Source organism: Paenibacillus turicensis, from assembly GCF_050461185.1.
GTDB classification, from domain to species: Bacteria; Bacillota; Bacilli; order Paenibacillales; family Paenibacillaceae; genus Fontibacillus; species Fontibacillus turicensis_A.
Window position 1 is genome coordinate 36,594 of the sequence record NZ_JBCMOR010000015.1, and the last position, 23,340, is coordinate 59,933.

Genomic DNA, 23,340 nt, shown 5'->3' on the forward strand with positions numbered 1-23,340 from the left:
GCTGGATATTAGGGACTGCTCTAACATATTATTGTATTCCCCTTCTACTCTGCTTGCTTAACTAACCATACAATAAGAAGCGTAACGGCAATACAAGCCAAGATAAAAAAGGTGATTTTCCAAGCACTTTTAGGTGCCCTACCTGACACATCACCGGTTTCCCCATTGACCATATATCGATACTGCTTATCCTTATACGTGTATACAGCGTTCCAGACTGGCAATAAAATATGCTTATAGGTCTGGTCGAAATAGTTCGTTTTTATTCGCAATCCACGTACCTCATCACCACCAATGATAGACCGCACACCTGATTCAATTCGTCGATCCATCTCATGACAGGCTTGATCCCAGCCATCCTTTAAAGAAACAGAATAACGCTCGGCAATGAAGCCACTCAAATATTGGGGCTGATACGAATGCAAGCTCTTCAAATTATAGCCACCAATTTTACGGAGCAAAGCATCATCATAATGACTAGAAGCAGGAATCAACACATCATCATAAAACTGTCGATATACCCCACTAGCATGATGCCATACCGTATAACGTACACGTTCCTGATAGGTTTCTACCTTTCCATTCACTGTGCGTGTCCGTGTTTCGTAACGATAGTGATAGACGCCTACCTGTGCAGAATACGCGGAGGAGCTATCAGCATCATAAGTCCAAAATGGAATATAAACCCCATTTAAAGTTGTATTTAAATGATGACGTTTAAAATCATTGGGGGCAAACCAACGCTTTTTCTTCCATTTTCTAAAGGAAGCCAGCGCCTCCTCCTTAGATAAACGGAAAGGCATCAGCGATTCAGGGCGAATCGTGCTCTCGACATGCTGCTGAGGCAACACCTTAGGCGACCCGCAAAATGGACATAATAATGCACTTTGTAGTCCATCCACGACCATCTGTCCCCCACAATTTGTACATGAGATAACTTGTTCTGAAATATCCCATTCTGCTGCCGCGGACAACTCCATGTTGGCAACATTTAGCTTGTATTCTGTGGGTTGCTCTAAAATCGACTCAATGCTTTCCTCTCGTCCACAATATTGGCATTTCAAGCTTTGGCTCTCCGTATTAAATAACATTTGCCCGCCACAGCTAGCACAAGGAAACATCGATGACGCTGTATTCGGTTCACTCGTCATAAGTCATCGTTCCCTCCTATTGCTTCGTGCCACACCCTGAGCAAAATTTTGCATCTACGGCTAGCTTTGTTCCACATTCCTTACAAAAACTCACGACAGGTCTTGGCGTACCACAATGAGAGCAAAATTTATCATCTGGCTTCATTGATGTTTGACAGCTACCACACGCTACTTCACCCTGCACATTTGGAGCTGAATTGACATTAGGTTGCTCTGATGGCTGTCCTGGTGGGATGTTACCCCCTTGTGCGTTTGGATTTAACGCCCCTTGCATCATTTGTCCCATTGCCATCGCGGCACCCATACCAGCACCTGCACCTGCCAATCCACCACTAGTATTGTTCGCTGATTCACGAATCGCTTCTGCTGTCTGATACTTCATATATTGATCTAAGTTACCTGCAATGTTCATTGAAGATTTACGATCAATCATGGCCTCGACTTCAGGTGGTAGAGATAAGTTTTCAATCACAAAACCAGTAAAGGCAAACCCTAACTCACGAAAATGAGATTCCAAGCGTAAAGCGATACCTTGGCTTAGCTCTTCATAACGTGTAGCAATATCAATGACAGGAATTTGTGATTCCGCCAAGGCGTCACTCAACGTAGAAATCATTAACGTTTTAAAGTAACCATGAATATTATCTGGCGTAAACTGTTCGTTACTCCCAAACAAGGAACGCATAAATAACGCTGGATCACTAACCCGATATGAATAATTGCCGAAGCCGCGAACACGTATTGCACCTAGCTCAGGATCACGCATAATAACCGGATTAGTTGTTCCCCACTTCTGGTCTGTAAAAATCGCAGTGCTAACAAAATAAACATCTGCCTTAAACGGTGAGTTAAAGCCATATTTCCACGATTTTAGCCCTGTTAAAAGTGGCATGTTTTCTGTTTGCAATGTATGTCTACCTGGGCCAAATACGTCTGCAATAACCCCTTCATTCACAAAAATAGCCGCTTGAGCCTCACGGACAATGAGCTGTGCGCCCATTTTTATTGCATTATCGTAAACTGGAAATTTATAGACGATATCCCCTGCTGTATTGTTCCATTCGATGACTTCAATAAATTGACCTTTTAAAAATGAAAAAAGACCCATATGTTATTCATCCTTCCCCTCTTCGATGTGATAACACTAATAACACTACTATTTATTACTTTTTATCTAATCTTCCTGTGAGCTAGTTAATATTCTCTAGTATACGTCAATTCTAGTAAATTTGACAAAAGCGGACATGGCTAAATTCTTTCCATGTCCGCTTAGATATAAAGATATGAACAATGAGATTGTCCCGTTACATTTGTATAATAAACTTGATTTAAAATTTACCACTTACATCATTTTAACAAATTCACCTACGGGCTTACGGTACCCACGAGGACGAGGTTTGGAGGTATCTTCTTTTCCAATAGCAACAAGCAACACCGGCTCGTAGTCATGTGAGATATCTAATGCACTTGTCAGTGCCGTAGCATCAAAGCCGATCATTGGACAAGTATCCCAGCCTTGATCCTTCGCAATCAGCATAAGCTGCATCGCAGATAAGCTAGCGTTACGAATCGCTTCATCACGCATGAAGTCTCCACCACGCGCGGCATAATCTTGATGAACAATTTCAACTTGTCGATCAAACTCCTGCTTGCTCAAAATACCTAAATTCAGCATACCCTCATTGAGCTTTTCAACATCTTCATACGCTTTTTTATTACCTAATACGACAATGACCGCGGAAGCCGTTAATATTTTGTATTGCTTATAGGCCGCCTCGTATACTTTTTGCTTATTTTCCTCTTCACGCACAACGATATAATTGGCATGCTGTAGATTATAAGCAGAAGGTGCAAACTTAACTAAAGAGAAAATTGCGTCAATTTCTTTATCTGTAATTGGTGTTTCAGGGATAAACTTGTTAGCAGAACGTCTTGATTTCACTAGATCTGTAAATGCTGGATTACTCAAAATAATTCCCCCTAGGATGTAACTTCTAATGACTAGTTTATCACTTGTCCAGATTATGGAACTGTGATATTTCCAACAATATATAGGCATTTGTACCTAACACTGCTCCTGAGCAGCTTTCCCTAACTTTTTCAGCAAGGCAGTTGCGATTTTTTTCTCTTCTAAGGAAAGTCCACTCACTGCCCTTTCAATCGCTTGAACATGTTTAGGAAAATTTTGCTCAATAAACTGGCTACCAGCAGGAGTAACCTCCGCATAAATTAAACGTCTATCCTCGCTAGAAGCTCTACGCTTAACAAATCCCTTTTTCTCTAGCTTATCTACGACATATGTAATATTACCGCTACTCATTAACACCTTATTTCCGATCTGCTGAATAGGCTGAGGTCCTTTATGATGTAGCAGCTCTAACACCGCAAATTCAGTACGTGTCATATCATTTTCCCGTATATCCTGATCCGAAATTGCATTTACCCATTGGTTGGCTCTTGATAATGCAATAAATAAATCCAATGCTTCATTACGATTTGAACTCATTATTTTCACCCCGTTATTAAGTATCTTAATATTAAGATAAATCAATGCCGTGTTGATGTCAAATTATTTATGATGGTAAACTATGGATGAATGAAATTACGTTTATGGAGGCGATCTAGCTTGTCACTAAAAAATAAAAATGCCATTATCACTGGAGCAGGAAAAGGAATCGGAAAGGCAATCGCCATTGCACTTGCAAAGGAAGGAGTAAACCTTGGCTTAATTGCTCGTACTACCGCTGACTTAGAATCATTACAACAGCAATTACAGCAACAATATGGTGTTAAGGTCGAAGTTGCCAGCGCAGATATTGCTACCTATACAGAAGCAGAAGCCGCAGTTCAAAAACTGATTAACGCGCTTGGTTCTGTAGATATTTTAATTAATAATGCTGGCGTCGCTCAGTTCGGCACTGTGGCTGAGATGGACATTGCAGATTGGGAGCGCATTATCCAAGTAAATCTAATGGGAACGTATTATGTGACCAAAGCGGCTTTGCCATTTTTACTAGAACAAAAAAGTGGGGACATCATCAACGTAGCATCCACTGCGGGTGAACGAGGGTTCGCAACAGGCTCCGCATATTGTGCATCTAAATTTGCTTTAATGGGCTTTACGGAATCGCTTATGCAGGAGGTTCGTAAATCTAACATTCGTGTCGTAGCATTAACACCAAGTACGGTAAATACTGATCTTGCTGTCAATGCAGGGCTTAAAATCGGAGATGAGGATCGGATGATGCAGCCTGAGGATGTAGCAGAGCTTGCACTCGCGACCTTGAAGTTACCACCACGTGTATTGGTGAAAACAGCAGGAATTTGGACCACGAATCCACAATAATTATCAGCTTAAACTGGTATATCTTCAATTATTCAGCAAGCCTCTCTATATAAAAACTCGCTCTAGCATTGCAGAAGGGTATAGACTCTGCCGATCAAGAGCGAGTATTTTTTAGTTGTTATTTTACAGCGACAAGCTTTCCCCAGGCTGTAGTACCTTGCCCTGTAAGCCGTGCTCTGCAAGCTTCGCCACAAATTTATTTGCATCCTGCTGAATTGCAGGGAAGGTATTCCAATGTACAGGAATCGTCAGCTTAGCGCCATACCACTGCGCAGCCTGTAACGCATCCTCAGGGTCCATCGTATAATGCCCACCAATTGGAATAAAAGCCACATCGATGTCATAACGTTCCCCAATCATTTTCATATCACTAAACAAACTTGTATCACCCGCATGTAAAATCGTTTTGCCTCCGGCTTGGATAACGTAGCCTGCTGGCATACCTCCATACATGATTTGCTGCTTATCCTCAATTACAATTCCAGAGGTATGATAGGCTTGTACCATTTTAGCCTGAGCAAAACCTAAGTCAACCGTGCCACCCATATTCATGCCAATCGTCTCTAGCCCTTTCCAGGACATATAGGTAGCCAATTCAACGATAGCGACCACCTTTGCTTGATTCGCTTTCGCAATCGGCTCCGCATCTAAAATATGATCTGTATGAGCATGTGTTAATAAAATAAAGTCGGTTTTAATATCCTCTGGTTGGCTTACTGCAAGATCATTACCTCTTAAAAAGGGATCAATGAGTAAAGAATGTTCTTCTACTGCAATTTGTACACAAGAGTGACCATGAAAGGTTAAAATAGGCATACAATCAACTCCTTCTGAGATACATATACACCTATTTTAGCTTATTAACGACGTAGATGGAATTTTCCTAGCTCATCCTGTAATTGCTGAGCACTGGAGCTGAGCATCTCGGAAGAAGATTGTACTTCTTCTAAAGAAGACATCTGCTGCTTCGTTGCTGCTGCTACATTTCTAGCTTCCTCGGCGGTATTTCTTGTAATTCCAACCATCTCTCCAATTGCCGCAGTAACCTCTTGTGTGCTCGCAGAAACTTGCTCAGCCGCTGCTGATACTTCTTGAATATGCCCTGCAACCTGACCAATCGATTGCAACACAGTTCCGATCGCTTCTACAGCTTCCTTATTTGCAGCCATCCCCTGCTCTGTCACCTTAGTAGACTCTTCCATGGATGAAGTGACCTGACCAAGCAAATTACGTACATTCCCCACAAGTGTAGCTATGGACTGCGCCGATTCAGTCGCCTGTTCAGCTAATTTACGCACCTCATTTGCTACCACCATGAAGCCACGTCCCTGATCACCCGCGCGTGCGGCTTCGATATTTGCGTTAAGCGCCAATAGGTGAGTCTGTGCAGAAATTTCCATGATGACGGAAACAATGGAGTCGATTTCATTCGAGTGCTGATTCAGCTTCACCGTCAGCTCACTAGATTGGTGAACAGCCGTATGAATCCCGTTCATCTGGTGTAACGTTTCCTGAAGCTTCGTCTCACCTAGTGTCGCCCCCTTTGTCATCTCGGAAGCCACATCAGACACATCTGCCGCTGTCTCTGCGATACGGTTAATGGCTGTAGCCACCTCATTCATCGCTTGAGCATTTTCCTCTGATACCTTTTGCTGTACACTAGCACCATCGGAAATAGAGCCTACTGAATGAGCTATGTTTTGCGTCACTGAGGTTGCCTCTACCGCTAACGCAGACAGTTCCTCAGAAGCTGCAGCTACCTGCTCCGAAATCTCCTGATTATGCAGCAGTAATGTATTAAGTGAGTCACTCATGTCGTTAAATGCCTCACCCACGTGCTTAAGCTCGTCTCTTGTATTTAGCTGGAACTGACTAGATAGATCACCTTGTGCCATCTTATTAGCCTCAACCTGTAACGTTTTAATCGTTGAACGAACATTGCTATAGAAGCCAAGATAAAACAAGATGACAATTAGCATCGCTGCAAATACGATCACTAATGTGGTTGTGCGATTAAGATTTAACGTATCATAACGATCACTTAAAAGTTGATCAAGTTCCTCGACAATCAATGTATATAACTTTTGCGTACCTTCAATCGTATTTTTCCCCTCAGCCACAAAATCCACTGACTTCTTACTAAAGGAAGGTGCATTCAAAATTTCTTTATCTACTGTTTTAAGAAATTGTTCTGTCGACTTTATAGCTATACCGGCCGTACCTTCAATGCGCTGGGCTGTTGTGGCATTAAAGTCATTAATTTTAGTCATCGCCTTTTGTAAGCCTTCTAATTGATTTTTAATCTGCATACTCTGAACGGCAACGGTTGTTCTTTCCTCAATGCTCATCTGCTTCAGATCCAAAATTAGCTTGCCTTCGAAATTTACCTGTTCAGCCAACTCAATCATAGTGGGAACACGATTAATCATAATGTCCATTACATAATAGGAATCAATCTTAGGATCAAGGGTTAGTCCAGATTGGTCTGCGGCAAATAAATTAAGGTCAAGGATTTTATCAATCAATTGGGTATGAGCCTCAAAGCTTTTTTGTTGCGTAAGCTTCGTTGCATTTGATTTGAGTTCATCCCATTCCTGTTCAATCTTTTTCCATTGAGCCGTAACCTGAAGTTGATCCGCAATCTCCTTCTGATCAGCATCAATAGAGGTGAGTAAGGTTGTAACCTGTTTTTCAATTTCTTCAAGCTTAGCCTTGGCGGAGGTATCCCCATTCAAAAATTCATCAGCAACCTCACGATGCTGTTGAACCTGAATAACAACTGGAAAAATTGACTTTATGTAATTAACTCCAGTTCTTTCGTTTTTGGCTGTCTGAATATCGCCCTGAAGCTCAGATAACAAGCTGACTAGGAGTAAGATCAATGGAATCACCATAATCACACTCAGCAAGATAAATTTTTGGGCGTATTTAAGTCGGGACATCGTTGCGGCAAATGGTTTCAGAAGCCAATTATTCATATAAAACCTCCTATAAAATTGTGTATATTATATCGGTCATAGAAGGTTAATTTATAATATTAAAATCTGACCAAAATTAAACAGTTTCCTAAATATAGATTTCTAATTTATGTTAACTTTCTCAAAATATTTTGCGGTAGGAAATGAATGCTGCTCGTCAATTAACTTAACTAGAAATTAAAAAAGGTGAGGAGAAATATCATCTCCACACCTACTCCTGAAACACATCTACTTATATTTAATTTGTAATCACATCATAAATTAATACTGGCGCTTCGGCATGTTCCCCAATTGTTATGTTATCATATATTTTTTCAATCACATGATCAATGTCAATCTTGTTCGTATGAATCGTAACGAGTGTTTCGCCTTCCTCCACACGATCGCCTACCTTTTTATCGAGCATCAAGCCAACTGCAAGATCGATCTCAGAGTCCTTCGTTGCACGTCCAGCACCAAGCCACATTGCCGCTGTACCAAGCTCATCTGCCACGATTTCCGTCACATAACCAGCGGTTTTGGCAGGAACCTCCACGATAAATTGTGCCTGTGGCAAACGCTCCTTATCATCTACTACTGAGGCATCTCCGCCTTGATTAATAATAAATTGCTTAAACTTGTCAAGTGCTCTGCCGCTAGTAATCGCTTCCTGTAGCATTTGCTTGGCTTCTTCTAATGAGCTAGCCTTATTCGCTAATAATACCATCTGACTGCCTAAGATTAGGCATAGCTCAGTCAAGTCCTCAGGGCCTTCTCCACGAAGCGTATCAATCGCTTCCTGCACTTCAAGCGCATTTCCAATTGCACGTCCTAAAGGCTGACTCATGTCAGAGATGACCGCCATCGTTCTACGACCCACTTGATTGCCGATGTTCACCATTGCTTGTGCCAATTCCTTAGACTCTTCAATCGTTTTCATAAATGCGCCTGCGCCTGTTTTTACATCTAATACAATCGCATCTGCACCTGCCGCAATTTTTTTACTCATAATCGAACTTGCGATGAGTGGAATTGAGTTAACTGTTGCAGTAACATCACGCAATGCATATAGCTTTTTATCCGCAGGGGTTAAATTGCCCGATTGCCCAATAACTGCGAGCTTATGCTCATTGACAAGCCCAATAAACTCCTCCGTCTTGATCTCTACATGGAAGCCTGGAATCGATTCTAGCTTATCGATGGTTCCTCCTGTATGTCCTAGACCACGCCCCGACATTTTTGCCACAGGAACGTCCAATGCTGCAACAAGCGGAGCTAATACTAATGTGGTTGTATCCCCAACTCCCCCTGTGGAATGCTTGTCTACCTTGACGCCATCAATAGCTGACAAATCGATCATATCGCCAGAATGCGCCATCGCCATCGTTAAATCGGCACGTTCTCGTTCCGTCATATTTTGAAAGTAGATTGCCATTGCAAGCGCACTGACTTGATAGTCTGGAATCTCATCCTCAGTATATCCTTTAATAAAAAATTGAATTTCCTCTGTTGTTAATTCATGCCCATCTCTTTTTTTCGCAATCAGGTCAACCATCCGCATGTGTACATTCTCCTTTATAGGGAAAGTGAAATTTTATTATTCATCTATTCATGACGATTATAATTGGGTTTCTAAATTTATGCAAAAGATGAGTTTTATACATTTATACTTTCCATTTACGTTGGAATATGTTTTAATCAAGCATAAATGAGCGATTACACAAAAAGACGAACATTAAGTGATCTATGATTAATACATACTACAAAATTCACCATTTATAAATTGTTTATCCTTTTCTTTAGCATTAAATATTCGGAAAAGTCTACATTCTAACTATGAACTAGGAGGCACAAAAAATGAGCAATATTGATGAGATCATGAAGCTACATTTAGGCGGAAAAATGGAGACAACGTTAAAGCACCCTATTGAATCGATGGAGGATTTAGCTAAGGTGTATACGCCTGGTGTAGCTAAAGTGTGCCAAGTCATTGCCGAGGATGAGAGCAAAGCTTACGCATACACCACCAAGCAAAATACAGTTGCTATTGTGAGTGATGGTACAGCAGTGCTTGGACTTGGAGACATTGGACCCAAAGCTGCCATGCCTGTCATGGAAGGAAAAGCAGCTTTGTTTAAGCGTTTCGCTAATGTCAATGCAGTACCGATTTGTTTAGATACCAAGGATACGGAAGAAATTATTGCTACCATTAAAGCAATTGCACCTTCATTTGGGGGGATTAATCTAGAAGATATTGCGTCTCCACGTTGCTTTGAAATTGAACGTAGACTGAGAGAAGAATTAGATATTACTGTCTTTCACGATGATCAGCATGGAACAGCCATTGTTGTGTTAGCAGGTATCCTAAATGCGCTCAAAGTTGTAGATAAAAAAATAAAAGACGTTAAAATCGTTGTAAATGGCTGTGGTGCAGCAGGGATCTCCATCTCTAAAATGCTACTGAAAGCAGGTGCAGTTAATTTAATTGGCGTAGATCGTGCTGGTGCGATTAACCGACTAGATACGTATGCGCAGTCACATTGGACCGAATTTGCAAACATCAGCAATCCGAAACTGGAAAAGGGAGCCTTATCTGATTGTATCAAAGGCGCTGACATTTTCATTGGCGTATCCGCACCAAATGTACTCACCGTTGAAGATGTGAAGCAAATGGCACAAGACCCGATCGTATTTGCAATGGCCAATCCTATTCCGGAAATTGATCCTGCACTAGCAGCACCTTATGTAAAAATTATGGCGACAGGACGTTCAGATTTCCCGAACCAAATTAACAATGTGTTATGCTTCCCTGGTATTTTTAGAGCTGCCTTGGATTGTGGTGCAAGTGACATTAATGATGAAATGAAGCTGGCGGCGGCACAAGCGATTGCATCTGCGGTTTCGGATGAGAAACGTAATGCGGAGTACATTATTCCAAATGCATTTGATCCTAATGTCGTTGATTACATTCGTAAGGCTGTAATTGACGCGGCTGTGCGCACAGGGGTAGCAAAAGTAGTCCACGTAATATAAGAGACATAATATTCACTACATTAAAAAGCCCAACCATGTTGATTTCTCAACACCGTTGGGCTTGATTCATTTTGTTTATTTACAATATCGTTCCAAAACCTTATGTGATACAAATAAAACGACAACCAACATACAAACGATGGCAAAATGAACTGTAAAAACTGTATTCCTTCCTACCCATGCCAGCAACACAGTCACAGCCACAAACACCACATCTAGGAGGGCAATTCTAATAATGTTACGTTTGCTTAAATAATCAAAAGACGTTTTAGTCACCAAATGAATGAGAAGAATGGAACAAATGATAATCAGTCCATAAGCAGTTAATGCCCCCAATGAGATAGAGATACTGTACTGAGCAGGCTCACCTGCAAACCAATTCCGAACAATTGAAAAAGTATCTTTAGATGTTACTAAAAATATTAGACCTAAAATAGAGGAAGATAACAAAATAATATCCAACATCTCTATCATTCGATCCTTCCAAGTTAGCTTTGGTACATTCGCTACAATATTGTCAGCGAAGCTTTTATAGTCCTCTCCAATGACGGATGCGATATCTTCCCCCCGTTCCTGCGCAGACAATACCATTTCCAGTAAGTCCTGTCTAATAAGCTCCTGATTATATTCCGAAATTTTAGCCCCACGTAAGTAAACAATAATATCAGTTAAAACCTTGTTATTTTCAGGTGCTAGCTTTTTGTCTAGCTTGTTGTTCAGCTTTCTAAGCTCCTTCATTTCCTTGTACATCTTGTTGTCCTCCAATCTGAAACAGTTTATTAACGGCTTGCTGTAATTCCTGCCAATGTCCTAAAAATAATTCCAGCTCTCCCTCTCCCGCAGGCGTAATGGAAAAATATTTACGTTTGGGTCCTACTGCGGATTGTCGATATTGTGCTGAAATTAAACCATTTTTCTCGAGACGTAACAATAGTGGATAAATTGTTCCCTCAGAAATATCAACAAAGCCATATGCCTGCAATTGCTGAGAGATTTCGTAGCCATATGTTTCTGTAAAGCTGATCACTTTTAAAATACAGCCTTCTAGTGTTCCCTTTAGCATCTGGGATGGAATCAATGTCATTCACCTCATTTGGGAAGCTATCTTGCAATGCAAAATAGTGTTGGCTATATTGTAATACATAGTAGCGGAGGATGCAAGGAGAGTTTACCTATCACTTAAAGTATGTATTTGAAAGAAATTTACAATTTACCTTATAATACAGATTATAATTTCATTAAAACTGTTATACTCATATTGAAAAATAATCTTGTTTCCGCTATAGTTGTTTTAAATGAAATAGCATATGAATTGTTATATAACAGTTTGTTAAAATTTTTACAAATTATAAGAATGGGTAAGGTGAAAATAATGAAAAAGTGGACAAAACTATTAACAATTGGAGTGTTAGGAGCTCTCTTACTTAGTGGCTGTAACAGTAATAACAGCTCAGACCAAAGCTTAAGTAAAGTAGAACAGGAGAAAACTTTAACTGTAGCCACTTCTGGAACCTTGTACCCTTCTTCTTATTTCAATGATAAAAATGAATTAGTGGGTTATGACGTAGACATAGCCAAAGAGGTTGCTAATCGCTTAGGTGTTAAGATTCAATTTAAACAATACAATGTGGATGGACAAATTGCTTCTTTGACCAAAGGCGAAGCCGATTTTGCCGCTAATGATTTTGGCATAAATGCAGATCGTGAGAAGAAATTTAGCTTATCGAGTCCTATTAAATACTCCTTTGATAGCATGATCGTACGCAAGAGTGATAATTCAGGTATTGCTTCCTTAGAGGATTTAGCTGGGAAAAAGGCGGCAGGCGAACCAAACACAAGTTATATGCAATTAGCTGAGAAATACGGCGCAACCCCTGTATCGTACGATAACGCAACAAATGATCAATATTTAACCGATGTCGCTAATGGTCGTACAGATGTAATTCTTAACGATTACTATTTGCAAAAGATGGCATTAGCAGCACTACCTAATGTGCCTGTTAAAATTTTAGAAGACGTGTACTTTAATCCAAATGAAACCGGATTTTTATTTGTAAAAGAGCATATTGCACTTCGTGAAAAGATCAATACTGTACTTGAGGAAATGCGAAAAGACGGCACTTTCAAAAAAATTTCCGAGCAATATTTCCAAACTGACATTTCTGTAAAATCAGATAAACCAGTAAAAACGGTTGAAACAAAAAACTAATGTATATTCCAAGACTTGACTTCAACTTAATGTTAGAATCCATTCCTTTTTTACTTTCGGGTCTAGGATATACATTAGGGATTGCAATTAGCTCTTTTCTAGCTGGGAATGTTGTGGGCATCTTGCTTGTATTTTTGGGGATGCTCCCTAGTAGATTGGTGAAGGCAGTCGTTGCTGTTTATCTGTCTTTCTTTCGGGGAGTACCTGCATTAGTGTTGCTATTTTTATTGTACTTTGGACTACCCTACCACTTGCCAGAATTAGCCGCCGCAATCCTTTGCTTTACGCTAACGAGTAGCGCATTTATTGGTGAGATTTATCGAGGGTCAATTGCTGGTATAGAGCGTGGACAATGGGACGCTGCTTATGCGCTAGGCTTTAGTTTTACGAAAACACTAAACTTGATCATCTTGCCACAAGCCTTTCGTATTTCCATCCCCGCATTAAGCAACGTTGCGATGGATTTGCTAAAAGGAACATCGCTAGTCGCGATGATTTCAATCCCAGATATTTTTTTAAAAGCAAAGAACGTTGGAGGCAGAACCTTTGATTACATGTCGATGTATGTCTTGGTAGCCCTCATTTATTGGTTACTATGTATCGGCATAGGGATATTGCAGAAGTATCTCGAACGCCGCTATGCTCGCCAATTTGAAATAGATCGGCATAAATTACGATAAAGCTGTGGCTATATTTAAAAATTTGTACTTGACCAACGATTGGAGGCTCGTAGCTACGATCCAGAGAGTTCTTGCGATTGTTATTCTTTAGGATTTCTCTGTTTCTTCGCTAGTTTTAGTTAGCGGTCAAGTACTGTTTTCAACTCAATTACACTACATCCTTCTGCTCAATACGATGAATCACGCTATACGCAATAAGTAAACCAACAATTGAAACAATGGTAGGGATGATAACAATACTACTCAATGTAAAATTCGAACCAGACACAGACACATTGGAATACAACAGAAGTGAAATAATTACAGAAGATACGATGGTTGTACTAACAGAATGTTTACGCATCCCAAAATAGAGTGGAATCAGACTAACACAACTCATCAAAAATGAATTAATAATCAGTTCCACTCCATTTTTCCATAGAAAATTACTTGTCAGCTCTTGTTCAAAAAAGTGAGCATACTGATTAAAGAAATACACTCCTGAGAAAATGATAAGTTTGCTAATAATACCAAAGATAAACGTAAAGGCAGAAATAATAATAAGCTTTGAAATAAGGAATTTTTTCCGCGGGATCGGGTACATAAATAACACCGTAATCGTTTTGTCTTTGTATTCATTAATAATATATTTAGCAATTAATGTTGCTGCAAAGATGATAAATGTACATGAGACTGTAATATTAATAAACCCGATTACATCCTCATAGTTCTTCATAACCGATTCTTCATCGTAATTTATAAGAATAATGAACGCCATCCAAATCAAGGTCGTGATGAATCCACCAATCACAGTCCCTCGCATTTTATATTTCTTCATTTCTAATTTCATAATATTAAGCATGTGGTTGTCCTCCATTACAACACGTCCTTTTGATCAATCCGATAAATGGCACTATACGCAATAAGTAAACCAATAATTGAAACTAGGATATGAATCATAACAATGTTACTTAACGCAAAATTGGAATCCGAAAAGGACACATTGGAGTACAACACGCTTGCCACTAATAAAGACGATAGAATTGTGGTAATAATTGAATATTTACGCATGCCAAAATAGAGTGGAATCAGACTAACACAGCTCATTAATAAGGAGTCAATAACTATCTTCGCTCCATATCTCCATACCAAAGCACTTGTCATCTCATGTTCAAAAAAGTGTACAAATTGATTAAAGAAATAAAACGCTGTATAGATTATCAGTTTGCTAATAATGCCAAAGATAAACGTAAAGGCCAAAATAATAAGAAGCTTTGCAATCATAATTTTTTGCCTTGGAATTGGATACATAAATAACACTGTAATGGTTTTATCCTTGTACTCACTAATAATATATTTAGAAATTAATGCTGCTGCAAAGATAATAAATATACATGAAACTATATTATTGATCAGACTCATTGTTTCCTCATAGCTATTCATTCTCACATCTTCATCTAAATTCATGAGAATAATGGCTGCCATCGAGATAAATGTCACGACAAATGCACCAATCACACTTCCTCGCATTTTAAACTTTTGCATTTCGAGTTTCATAATACTAAGCATATGGTGGTCCTCCATTTAACAAGGATAAGAAGTAATCCTCTAAGGAACTATTTTTACTATAAATTGATTCAATCTCCACATCATGCATGACAAGTATTTTATTTAGTTCATTTTGTGGAATACGAGTTTCGTATACACGTAATATATGTTCATTTATGACCTTAAAATTGGAAAGGTTCAACTGATTAGACAATACAAATGCTGCAACCTTGCTATCTCGAACGGTAATTTCAATATAGTCCGTATTTTTCTCTTTGACCTCTTCCAAAGATACCTCTTGAATAAGCTTGCCATGATTGATGACCCCAATCGTATCTGCCATTTGCTCCATTTCCCCTAACATATGGCTAGATACTAATAAAGTAATCCCATATTCCTTGGACAGCATCTTGAACAAATCACGAATTTCTTTAATTCCAACAGGGTCTAATCCATTAATAGGCTCATCCAAAATTAAAATTTCGGGTTTCGTTATAATTGCTCTAGCAATGCCAAGTCTCTGCTTCATCCCTAATGAAAACTCACGCACAGCTTGATCCCCGATATGCTGAAGATTTACAAGCTCTAAGGCATCTTTCATCGCTTTCTTGTTATGGTACCCCATATACTCACAATGAAGGTCAAGGTTTTCCTTCGCACTTAGCTTGTCATAAAAAACAGGAACCTCAATAATACTGCCCATTCGCCCTAGTTGAAGATAGGACTTGGCTGTAAGCTTCTGTCCAAACAGTTCGATTTCACCTGTGGTGGGTTTGATTAAATTGGTCATCATTTTCATAACGGTTGTTTTCCCTGCCCCATTTGGTCCAAGAAAACCATAAATCTCGCCTTGCTTCACATTCATATTTACATTGGAGACGACTTCTTTATTATTAAATACCTTTGTCAACTGAATTGTTCTAATCATATAACTCATAGGCTTTGCTCTCTCTCCTTCACTTCTAAGCTCTTATGTTATCTATTGTAAAAGACAATCCATTCTAAATTATTAATCAATTCTTACTTAATTCTTAAGTTGGATTTTGTGGCTCAATATAATAATCAGTACTTGACAATCTTTGGAGTGGGAGGCTACGTAGCAGAGAGTGGTTTCAACCGCTGTTAAAGTCCCACTTTCTTTTATAACTTATCTTGAAATGATAAAAGTGGGACTTTAAAGGCGGACGCTATCGCTTTTCCACCATCTCTCTGCTCCTCCGCTTCGCTTGCCTATTGTCAAGTTCTGATTTTTTAGATGAGCCGATATTGTTGAAAATAAACCTTATTAATCACCGATATATAAGTCTAAAAAAATAGCCCACGACAAGGTAATTTCCTACCTGCCATAAGCTAATAATTTAATCTCTTCAATTTAACAGTAAACACGGTTTTGTCGTATGGTCTACTATATAAAGTAATTTCGCCCCCCATATTTTGAACAAGGCGTTTCGTGATGGTCAGTCCCAATCCACTACCTTGGTACAATTTATTACGTGAATCCTCCAGCGTATACATTCGTTCAAAAACACGGCTATGATACGCCTCATGAATGCCTTTACCTCGATCCCACACCTCAATATATAACCACTTTTCATCTTGCCTAAGACTTATACCTAGCATCTTACCCTCACTACCATAGCGTAGCGCATTGGAAATTAAATTATCCAGGATGCGATCTAATGCACCTTCATTAGCATGTGCGTATAACGGCGCTTGGGGAATATCAATCTCCGCCTGAATACCTTGAGTTGTCATATCATCATAGAACTGAAGGATGCTACGGCGACAAAGCTCATTTAAGTGTACTTTTGTCAACGGTAACGGTTGATCCCCCGCCTCCAGCTTAGCTAAGTCAAAAAACTGCTGAATCATATCCATCAGCTCATTTGCTTTCCACTGCACTTTTTTTAATGACTCAGTTCGCTCTTCGGTAGACATCTCTGTGTCCAAGTTCATACGTTCAATGTAGCCTAATACGACGGTCAGCGGTGTTTTCAGATCATGCGAGATATTAGATAACATTCTGCGTATGGATTGCTCTGTTCTTTTATGATCTCCTAAAATACGTTGATTGTGCTCTAACACAGTATTAATATCAGAGAGCAACGTGGTTAATTGTTTATCTGTAGTGTATAGTAGTAACTTCTCCTGGGGACTATCCGAAATGATAGAGGCAAGCTTATGGTGTATTTCTTCAAGCTGTCGATTGCGTCTTCGATTATAATTATATTGCTGGTAAAGTAAAATCAATAGCAGGACGATAATGCTAACCAAAAGGATCATTAACATGATAGTCCATCCCATTTGTAGCCGATTCCCCATAATGTCTTAAGATGCCTTGGCTCTGAAGGATTCTCTTCAATCTTACTCCGTAAACGCCGAATATGTACATTAATAACATTCTCGTCGCCCATATAATCGTCTTGCCAAATGAACTCATAGATTTGCGCTTTCGTAAAAACACGATTAGGATTTTTCAGAAAAAGCTTGAGAATATCTGCTTCCTTAGAGGTGAGCTGTATTTCATCATTCCCTTTTTTAACCAAATAATGATCTAGATCCACGATAGCATGGCCTAAATCAAGCACTTGGCTAGCCACGACCTCTGGTTCATTGTGCAGATCATGCTTCGCATATAAGGTAGCTCGGCGAATCGCAGCTTTAATTCTTGCTGTTATCTCAATAAGTGAAAAAGGTTTGGCAATATAATCGTCTGCACCAAAACCAAGTCCAATCGCCTTATCAATATCATTATCCTTAGCAGACATAATAAGAATAGGAATGGGACTACTTTCTCTAATGATTTTGATCATTTCAATCCCATCCAGCTTCGGCATCATAATATCAACAATGAGCAAATCAAACTTTTTACTCTGGAATTGGCTGATCCCTTCTTCCCCATTACTAGCGGTAGTTACAGCATAACCCTCTTTGATTAAATAACCTGTCAGCATATCTACGATTGAACTATCATCATCAACAAGCAGTATATTATGTGCCACTTGGCTTCACCTCACAGCAAAATTATTGCCTACTTATTATTAATAAGTGAATTTCGAACTTTCCCTGTGGCTCTATCCACCTCAAGCCAATCACCGATAGCTAAATGCTCATTTCCATTACTATTTGCAGCCAACTCATAAGTGTGGATCATAACTTTATTTTCATCCCAATGATCCACCTCTTGAACAAACGTCGAACCGATCGTTTTTTTATCAAGCAAATTATTTTGTAGGATCGTTTTGCCCTCTACCCCAGTCACAATATAAAAGGCTTGTTCTACACTGAGTTTGAAGTTGTCATCATCACGTATTGCTGTATTCCCCTCATCTATTAGCGCCATTTTCAACTTAACCCATCGATCTGCATATGGCTTACAAAGCACCTCATAGATGACATCATCAGTTGCACCCTGCTCTCGTAGTATAGAACTAAGCTGGAAATAATTATAGCGATCTGGCTCGCCAACAAAGTTCACCTTGCCTTGTGCGGGGTCATAGATTGCAACATACTCCTGCATCATCCCTTCAGGAAGTGACATGTCATAGGCCTGAACATACACAATTTTATTAAGATGATCTCCAATATTATAAATATATAAATCACTTTGCCCTTGGCGATATTTTTCTGGAAGCTTCACAGCATCATAAACAGTATTTAGAAAGGGAACATGATCTTCTATCGTGTTTTGCAAGTAGTAAGTGCCTTTAGGCTCAGCATTTAGCCCACCATATTTAATAGAATCTTCATACTCAATACGTAAGCCATCTGAGGTAAAGAACAGTTCTATCCCAGCATACTCTTCATCCTTTAATACAAAACGCTCCCCATTCCATGAAAAATCAGACGTAATCTCTCCTGTATGATGAGCATAGCCTGATGCCATGGAGACATCAATATGGTACAAATTATCACCTAGCTTAGATACGATAGCACTCCCATTATTCACAGCCGTATAATCTGGTTTAGCATATGTCCCTTCCACTACAGTAGGTATCAATTTTTTCTTAATATTGATATTTTGTTCTGCTTTACCTGTTGATTCAGACGTAGCCTGTACCACTGTATTGACTGAGCGATTCTGCGCCATTGAGGTAGCAGCTTCCCCCTGCACTGAACATCCTGATACCATTAAGGCAACAACGATACCGATACAATAGAGGGATCTCATCATTAATCCTCGTAACCTGCTAAACCTTTGTCCATCAAATAATCCATTTCTGCTTCCAAAATTTCCTCCACCAATAACTCACTCAACTTCACATCGCGGCGGCTAAGCACATAATCAACGACATCATCAAAATCAACATCTACTTCCTTCGCTCCACCCTTATGTGCGTTATCAAGATAAGCTGCTTCATGTTTTAATACAAGACGAACTTGCTCAGGGGTAGCGGTTGTTTCTTCTACAATATATGTTACTAATTCTTTTTCATTTAACGTTGAACTCATTTAAAAAATCAACTCCAATAGGTTATTATTTGGGTAAGTAATCTGTGTAGTAGTATATCATGTCGCTGTAGGTAAACGTAGTATTGTTATCTCTATAGCAATTTAAAAGTATGATTTTAGGATTTCATCCTGCTTTTTGGGTCTTTGATCTCATTTTTATTCCTTTATTTTCCGAAATAAAATACTAAGACTATGTAATGTGAGGTAGGTAATATTATGGCAAAAATCGGTATTGATTTAGGTACATCCAACAGCTTAGCTGCTTACTGGACAGAGGAAGGCCCAGCACTGATCCCTAATGCCTTCGGCCAATTTTTAACTCCTTCGATCGTCAGTGTAGATGAAAATAATGAAATTTTAGTGGGACAGATTGCAAAAGAACGCTTGATTACACATCCTTCGCTCACTGTCTCTGCCTTTAAACGATATATGGGAACAGAAAAAATGTATCAGCTTGGCAATCTAACTTTATCTCCAGAGGACTTATCTTCTTTTATTTTGCGTTCGTTAAAATCAGATGCGGAAACTTTTCTAGGTGAGGTCATTGATGAGGCGGTCATAAGTGTACCTGCTTATTTTAATGATGCCCAACGTAAAGCAACGAAACGCGCCGCAAATCTAGCAGGATTACATGTGGAACGACTCATTAGTGAACCCACTGCTGCTGCTGTTTCCTATGGTCTTCATTTGCAGGACGCGGATACGAAGTTTCTTGTGTTTGACCTTGGTGGCGGAACCTTTGACGTGTCGGTGTTAGATTACTTCGAGGGTGTCATGCAGGTACAAGCAATTGCGGGCGATAACTATCTTGGTGGCGAAGACTTTACGAATGTGTTGATGTCTCATTTTGTGGAGTCCCATAAGCTAAACTTTAATGAAATGCCACATAAAACTCAATCTGCACTTCAAAAGCAAGCGGAATTATGTAAGCTGAGCTTATCCCAAAATATGACGGGACAAATGGAATTAAACTACGAGGAGCAAAGCTATACACTGAGCGTTACAAAGGAGCAATTTGATCAAGTATGTAGTTCGCTGTTGCTTCGCCTGCGTAATCCTGTGGAGCGTGCCCTACGAGATGCTTCCTTAATGCCATCTGACATTGATGGAATTATTCTGATTGGTGGCGCAACAAGAATGTCCGTCATCAAAACGATTGTGAGTAAAATTTTTGGGCGTCTCCCTAATTTCAATATTAATCCAGATGAAGCCGTTGCATTAGGTGCTGCGATTCAGGTCGCGCTAAAGGAACGTAATGTTAGCTTAAAGGAAATGATTTTGACTGACGTATGTCCATATACACTGGGAACCGATGTGATAAGAAGAAGCAATAACGGGTCTGTTGATAGCGGGTATTTCTTACCAATTATTGAGCGCAACACGCCAATCCCTGTTAGTCGGGTAGAACGGTTATATACTGCTCATGATCAACAAAGCATCATTTCAGTAGAGGTGTATCAAGGTGAAAGTCGCCTCGTAAAAAATAATGTGAAAATTGGTGAGCTACAGGTTGCCGTACCTAAGGCTGAGCGTGGCGAGCAATCGATCGATGTGAGATATACTTACGATATTAACGGCGTATTAGAGGTTGAAGTGACTGTGGTGAAGACTCAGGAGCGAAAAACGATCGTGATTGAGCAAAATCCAGGGCAATCTACACCTGAGGCGATCCAAGCTAGGTTGCAAGAATTAGCCCATCTTAAAATCCATCCACGTGATCGCAGTGAAAACCGTCTATTGTTGGCAAGATGTGAGCGACTATATGAGGAATACATTGGACAAGAGCGTGAATATATCGCTCAGCTAACCTATGAATTTGAACGTGTACTCGCTACGCAGGATGATACGCTGATTCGCAGTGAGGCGGCAGTGTTGAAGCAAAACTTAGACAACATGGAAAGGTGGAAAATCTAATCGATGTCACCTTGGAAACGACTTCAGCTTGAACCGACCCATGATGCCAAGGCGATTCGGCGTGCTTACGCCCAGCAGCTAAAGCGGTATCATCCAGAAGAAGATCCTGAGGGCTACCAGCAATTACGCCAAGCCTATGAGCAAATTATGACGGAGATTAAGGCACACGCGGTATATTCCCCTCCTTTTTCTGAACCTCAGGAAGAGGAGGATTTTCAGAATGGTGATATTCTCAAGAACGCTAACGCTATGAATGTTCTCGATAATATGGATAATCACATTTTAACGCCACCTCGCCTGTGGCTACAGGGTGATGGGCATGAACCACCGCAGTACAGCAATCAGGAGAACGAAGATGTAGCTTCACCATTAATAACGGCATCAGGGCGAGCTGACCTCCTCTTATCTAACTTTAAAAAGCAGCTTGTTGAGCTTTATAACGATTTTCCGTCCCGTCTTCAGCTTGAAAAATGGCGTACCCTCTTTGATAGCGATATATGTTGGGATTTACAGCATCGCACAGCGCTTATCATGAACCTAATTGAAGTGTTGGACCAACATCGCTATTTACCCCAGCAGGTATGGCTCACCATTGAAGAGTTGTTTGAGTTCAAGGCGTTTTGGAGTGAGGATCGCAAGTATAGTGCTTATATCCATGAGCATTTCCCTGACTTTCAGGCTTATTACTTGTCACAGCTTAACGAACCTGCCTTAAGTTACGATGGCTTATTAACTCTTAACGGACAGCAGGGGGCGAGCTTTGTACAATTAAGAGATCAAGGTTATCGAGCGTTACAAGAACAATCATGGATAGAAGCACGTTATTATTTGAAGCAAGCTTATGCTATCTATGATCAAGACCAAGACGTTATTCGCTTATTACTAGAATGTGAGCTTCAGTATAAACATATTGAGCAGGCACTTTCCTTAGCAGAAAAGCTAATCGAGATTGCACCTAAGCAAATAGACGGGTATATGTATAAGGCGAACCTCCTTTTTAACAATGACAACTACACAGAAGCCGCAGGCGTATATCTCCATATCAAAATGTATTGGCCTCAAAATATGGATGCGAAAATAAAACTAGCAGAATGCTTTATTTATATGAAGCAAGAGAAATTAGCACGAAAACAGCTTCGTGCACTTCAACAAAAGATGCCAGATGCTCCAAATGGACATTTGTTTAAAATCAATGAGCTTTTATTCCGGTTTGAGCTGATCAAAGAATATAAAACAGTACAATTTTATAGAAACTATGATCGATTTATGCAATTTGTAGGCATTGTTATGGTGATTGTCTTCTTGTATATATTTTTTAAATAATTTAGGAAATCACATTATAAAGAGGGACATTTATGACAATTGAGCACTATGATACCGAGCATTTCATCCAATATTTATCTGATATTTGGTATTTAGCTGAAGGCGTATATCGTGATGGTATGCGTAGGTGGGACGAATTGGAGCTATTTGATAGGGAAACTTTATTGAACTGGCTATATAAATGGGATATTGAGGATTTCTCCTCCTTTTCCCTCCAAGCTTCTTGGCTATTAGAACAAGGTTATCGAGCAGAATATGAGCAATACTCTGCCAAGCTAGCTACCTTTCCTTATGAACAACTAGTTAGTTATATAGAAAAGGCTGAGCTTGTTGAGCAGGAGCAGGAGAAGCTACGAATTATTTTGCAATATCAAAACATATTAAGTAGCTCAGGTATATTAGCCTATGATTACATCACGTATATTGGACTTCAGTATATTGGTAATGTATTAGGTTTCTTATCAAAGAGTGAGCGTCAGTCCAACGTGATTGCAGCAGCTAGAACTTTACAAAGTAAATACACAAACTGGGGTGACTGCATGATCGCTTGCATCGCAGGTGGGCTATTTCAAGGCTCTGCAGATTATTATCCCAATTATCAAATAAGTAAGAAGGAATATATGGAGGTTTTACACACTCTACACGATCTACATGGGTAATACCAAAGATAGGAAATGTTGACGAATGTAATTATGATCCATAATATAGTATTATAGATTGCTATTTTATGGATTAAATGTAAAAGAGG

At 39.6% G+C, this 23,340-nt stretch carries 23 protein-coding genes; 7 read left to right on the forward strand and 16 right to left on the reverse strand.

What is annotated here, in order from left to right; genetic code table 11:
* Window positions 1–44: 44 nt before the first annotated feature.
* From ABE099_RS17615 to ABE099_RS17630, 4 genes are all read right to left on the reverse strand, one after another.
* A complete protein-coding gene (locus ABE099_RS17615) occupies window positions 45–1,151 on the reverse strand; it encodes a hypothetical protein (protein ID WP_430032391.1) in 1,107 nt (368 codons plus the stop codon).
* 16 nt (window positions 1,152–1,167) lie between these two features.
* Window positions 1,168–2,259, reverse strand: coding sequence for an SPFH domain-containing protein (locus tag ABE099_RS17620; RefSeq protein ID WP_430032392.1), 1,092 nt, complete (start codon window positions 2,257–2,259; stop codon window positions 1,168–1,170).
* Window positions 2,260–2,493: 234 nt separating this feature from the next.
* Window positions 2,494–3,120: a nitroreductase family protein gene (locus tag ABE099_RS17625; protein ID WP_430032393.1), complete on the reverse strand. Its 627-nt coding sequence runs from the start codon at window positions 3,118–3,120 to the stop codon at window positions 2,494–2,496.
* Between the two features lie 96 nt (window positions 3,121–3,216).
* Window positions 3,217–3,657 carry a MarR family winged helix-turn-helix transcriptional regulator gene (locus ABE099_RS17630; protein WP_430032394.1) on the reverse strand — a complete coding sequence of 147 codons (441 nt, stop codon included), beginning with the start codon at window positions 3,655–3,657 and terminating at the stop codon, window positions 3,217–3,219.
* 120 nt (window positions 3,658–3,777) lie between these two features.
* Between ABE099_RS17630 and ABE099_RS17635 the strand changes: the two genes are divergently transcribed.
* A complete protein-coding gene (locus ABE099_RS17635; RefSeq protein ID WP_430032395.1) occupies window positions 3,778–4,497 on the forward strand; it encodes a 3-ketoacyl-ACP reductase in 720 nt (239 codons plus the stop codon).
* Between the two features lie 123 nt (window positions 4,498–4,620).
* Here ABE099_RS17635 and ABE099_RS17640 read toward each other — a convergent pair whose 3' ends face one another.
* From ABE099_RS17640 to ABE099_RS17650, 3 genes are all read right to left on the reverse strand, one after another.
* The gene (locus ABE099_RS17640) at window positions 4,621–5,313 is read right to left on the reverse strand and encodes a metal-dependent hydrolase (protein WP_430032396.1); all 693 of its coding nucleotides are present in this window, start codon (window positions 5,311–5,313) and stop codon (window positions 4,621–4,623) included.
* A 44-nt stretch (window positions 5,314–5,357) separates the two neighbouring features.
* Window positions 5,358–7,475: a methyl-accepting chemotaxis protein gene (locus ABE099_RS17645; RefSeq protein ID WP_430032397.1), complete on the reverse strand. Its 2,118-nt coding sequence runs from the start codon at window positions 7,473–7,475 to the stop codon at window positions 5,358–5,360.
* Between the two features lie 238 nt (window positions 7,476–7,713).
* Window positions 7,714–9,015, reverse strand: a complete 1,302-nt coding sequence (locus ABE099_RS17650) for a pyrimidine-nucleoside phosphorylase (protein WP_430032398.1) — start codon at window positions 9,013–9,015, stop codon at window positions 7,714–7,716.
* 296 nt (window positions 9,016–9,311) lie between these two features.
* Here ABE099_RS17650 and ABE099_RS17655 point away from each other — a divergent pair, with 296 nt between their 5' ends.
* The gene (locus ABE099_RS17655; RefSeq protein ID WP_430032399.1) at window positions 9,312–10,487 is read left to right on the forward strand and encodes an NAD(P)-dependent malic enzyme; all 1,176 of its coding nucleotides are present in this window, start codon (window positions 9,312–9,314) and stop codon (window positions 10,485–10,487) included.
* A gap of 75 nt (window positions 10,488–10,562) precedes the next feature.
* Here ABE099_RS17655 and ABE099_RS17660 read toward each other — a convergent pair whose 3' ends face one another.
* Window positions 10,563–11,237, reverse strand: a complete 675-nt coding sequence (locus ABE099_RS17660; RefSeq protein ID WP_430032400.1) for a hypothetical protein — start codon at window positions 11,235–11,237, stop codon at window positions 10,563–10,565.
* A complete protein-coding gene (locus tag ABE099_RS17665) occupies window positions 11,212–11,550 on the reverse strand; it encodes a PadR family transcriptional regulator (protein WP_430032401.1) in 339 nt (112 codons plus the stop codon). The genes ABE099_RS17660 and ABE099_RS17665 overlap by 26 nt, the downstream gene beginning before the upstream one ends.
* Before the next feature lie 309 nt (window positions 11,551–11,859).
* On the opposite strand from ABE099_RS17665, the gene ABE099_RS17670 reads away from it, so the two are divergent.
* Together ABE099_RS17670 and ABE099_RS17675 are read left to right on the forward strand one after the other, a co-directional pair.
* Window positions 11,860–12,696, forward strand: coding sequence for a transporter substrate-binding domain-containing protein (locus tag ABE099_RS17670; RefSeq protein ID WP_430032402.1), 837 nt, complete (start codon window positions 11,860–11,862; stop codon window positions 12,694–12,696).
* Entirely contained in the window at window positions 12,696–13,376 is a 681-nt protein-coding gene (locus ABE099_RS17675) for an amino acid ABC transporter permease (RefSeq protein WP_430032403.1), read from the forward strand. The genes ABE099_RS17670 and ABE099_RS17675 overlap by 1 nt, the downstream gene beginning before the upstream one ends.
* A gap of 148 nt (window positions 13,377–13,524) precedes the next feature.
* On the opposite strand, the gene ABE099_RS17680 is transcribed toward ABE099_RS17675, so the two are convergent.
* The 7 genes from ABE099_RS17680 to ABE099_RS17710 all read right to left on the reverse strand — a co-directional run bounded on the left by ABE099_RS17680 (window position 13,525) and on the right by ABE099_RS17710 (window position 19,355).
* The gene (locus ABE099_RS17680; RefSeq protein WP_430032404.1) at window positions 13,525–14,217 is read right to left on the reverse strand and encodes an ABC transporter permease; all 693 of its coding nucleotides are present in this window, start codon (window positions 14,215–14,217) and stop codon (window positions 13,525–13,527) included.
* A 14-nt stretch (window positions 14,218–14,231) separates the two neighbouring features.
* Window positions 14,232–14,924 carry an ABC transporter permease gene (locus tag ABE099_RS17685; RefSeq protein WP_430032405.1) on the reverse strand — a complete coding sequence of 231 codons (693 nt, stop codon included), beginning with the start codon at window positions 14,922–14,924 and terminating at the stop codon, window positions 14,232–14,234.
* Window positions 14,917–15,840 carry an ABC transporter ATP-binding protein gene (locus ABE099_RS17690; RefSeq protein ID WP_430032406.1) on the reverse strand — a complete coding sequence of 308 codons (924 nt, stop codon included), beginning with the start codon at window positions 15,838–15,840 and terminating at the stop codon, window positions 14,917–14,919. Before ABE099_RS17690 ends, ABE099_RS17685 begins: the two co-directional genes overlap by 8 nt.
* A gap of 413 nt (window positions 15,841–16,253) precedes the next feature.
* Window positions 16,254–17,192 (reverse strand): sensor histidine kinase, encoded by a 939-nt coding sequence (locus ABE099_RS17695; RefSeq protein WP_430032407.1) that lies wholly within the window; start codon window positions 17,190–17,192, stop codon window positions 16,254–16,256.
* A complete protein-coding gene (locus ABE099_RS17700) occupies window positions 17,186–17,905 on the reverse strand; it encodes a response regulator transcription factor (RefSeq protein ID WP_430032408.1) in 720 nt (239 codons plus the stop codon). Before ABE099_RS17700 ends, ABE099_RS17695 begins: the two co-directional genes overlap by 7 nt.
* A 29-nt stretch (window positions 17,906–17,934) precedes the next feature.
* On the reverse strand, window positions 17,935–19,074 hold the full coding sequence (locus tag ABE099_RS17705) for a hypothetical protein (protein ID WP_430032409.1): 1,140 nt from the start codon (window positions 19,072–19,074) through the stop codon (window positions 17,935–17,937).
* 2 nt (window positions 19,075–19,076) lie between these two features.
* A complete protein-coding gene (locus tag ABE099_RS17710; RefSeq protein WP_430032411.1) occupies window positions 19,077–19,355 on the reverse strand; it encodes a hypothetical protein in 279 nt (92 codons plus the stop codon).
* A 216-nt stretch (window positions 19,356–19,571) separates the two neighbouring features.
* On the opposite strand from ABE099_RS17710, the gene ABE099_RS17715 reads away from it, so the two are divergent.
* From ABE099_RS17715 to ABE099_RS17725, 3 genes are read left to right on the forward strand one after another with little or no spacing between them, the layout of a single operon-like run.
* On the forward strand, window positions 19,572–21,269 hold the full coding sequence (locus ABE099_RS17715) for a molecular chaperone HscC (RefSeq protein ID WP_430032413.1): 1,698 nt from the start codon (window positions 19,572–19,574) through the stop codon (window positions 21,267–21,269).
* A gap of 3 nt (window positions 21,270–21,272) precedes the next feature.
* On the forward strand, window positions 21,273–22,592 hold the full coding sequence (locus ABE099_RS17720) for a tetratricopeptide repeat protein (RefSeq protein WP_430032415.1): 1,320 nt from the start codon (window positions 21,273–21,275) through the stop codon (window positions 22,590–22,592).
* A gap of 32 nt (window positions 22,593–22,624) precedes the next feature.
* Window positions 22,625–23,251: a DUF1266 domain-containing protein gene (locus tag ABE099_RS17725; protein WP_430032417.1), complete on the forward strand. Its 627-nt coding sequence runs from the start codon at window positions 22,625–22,627 to the stop codon at window positions 23,249–23,251.
* The last annotated feature ends 89 nt before the right edge of the window (window positions 23,252–23,340 follow it).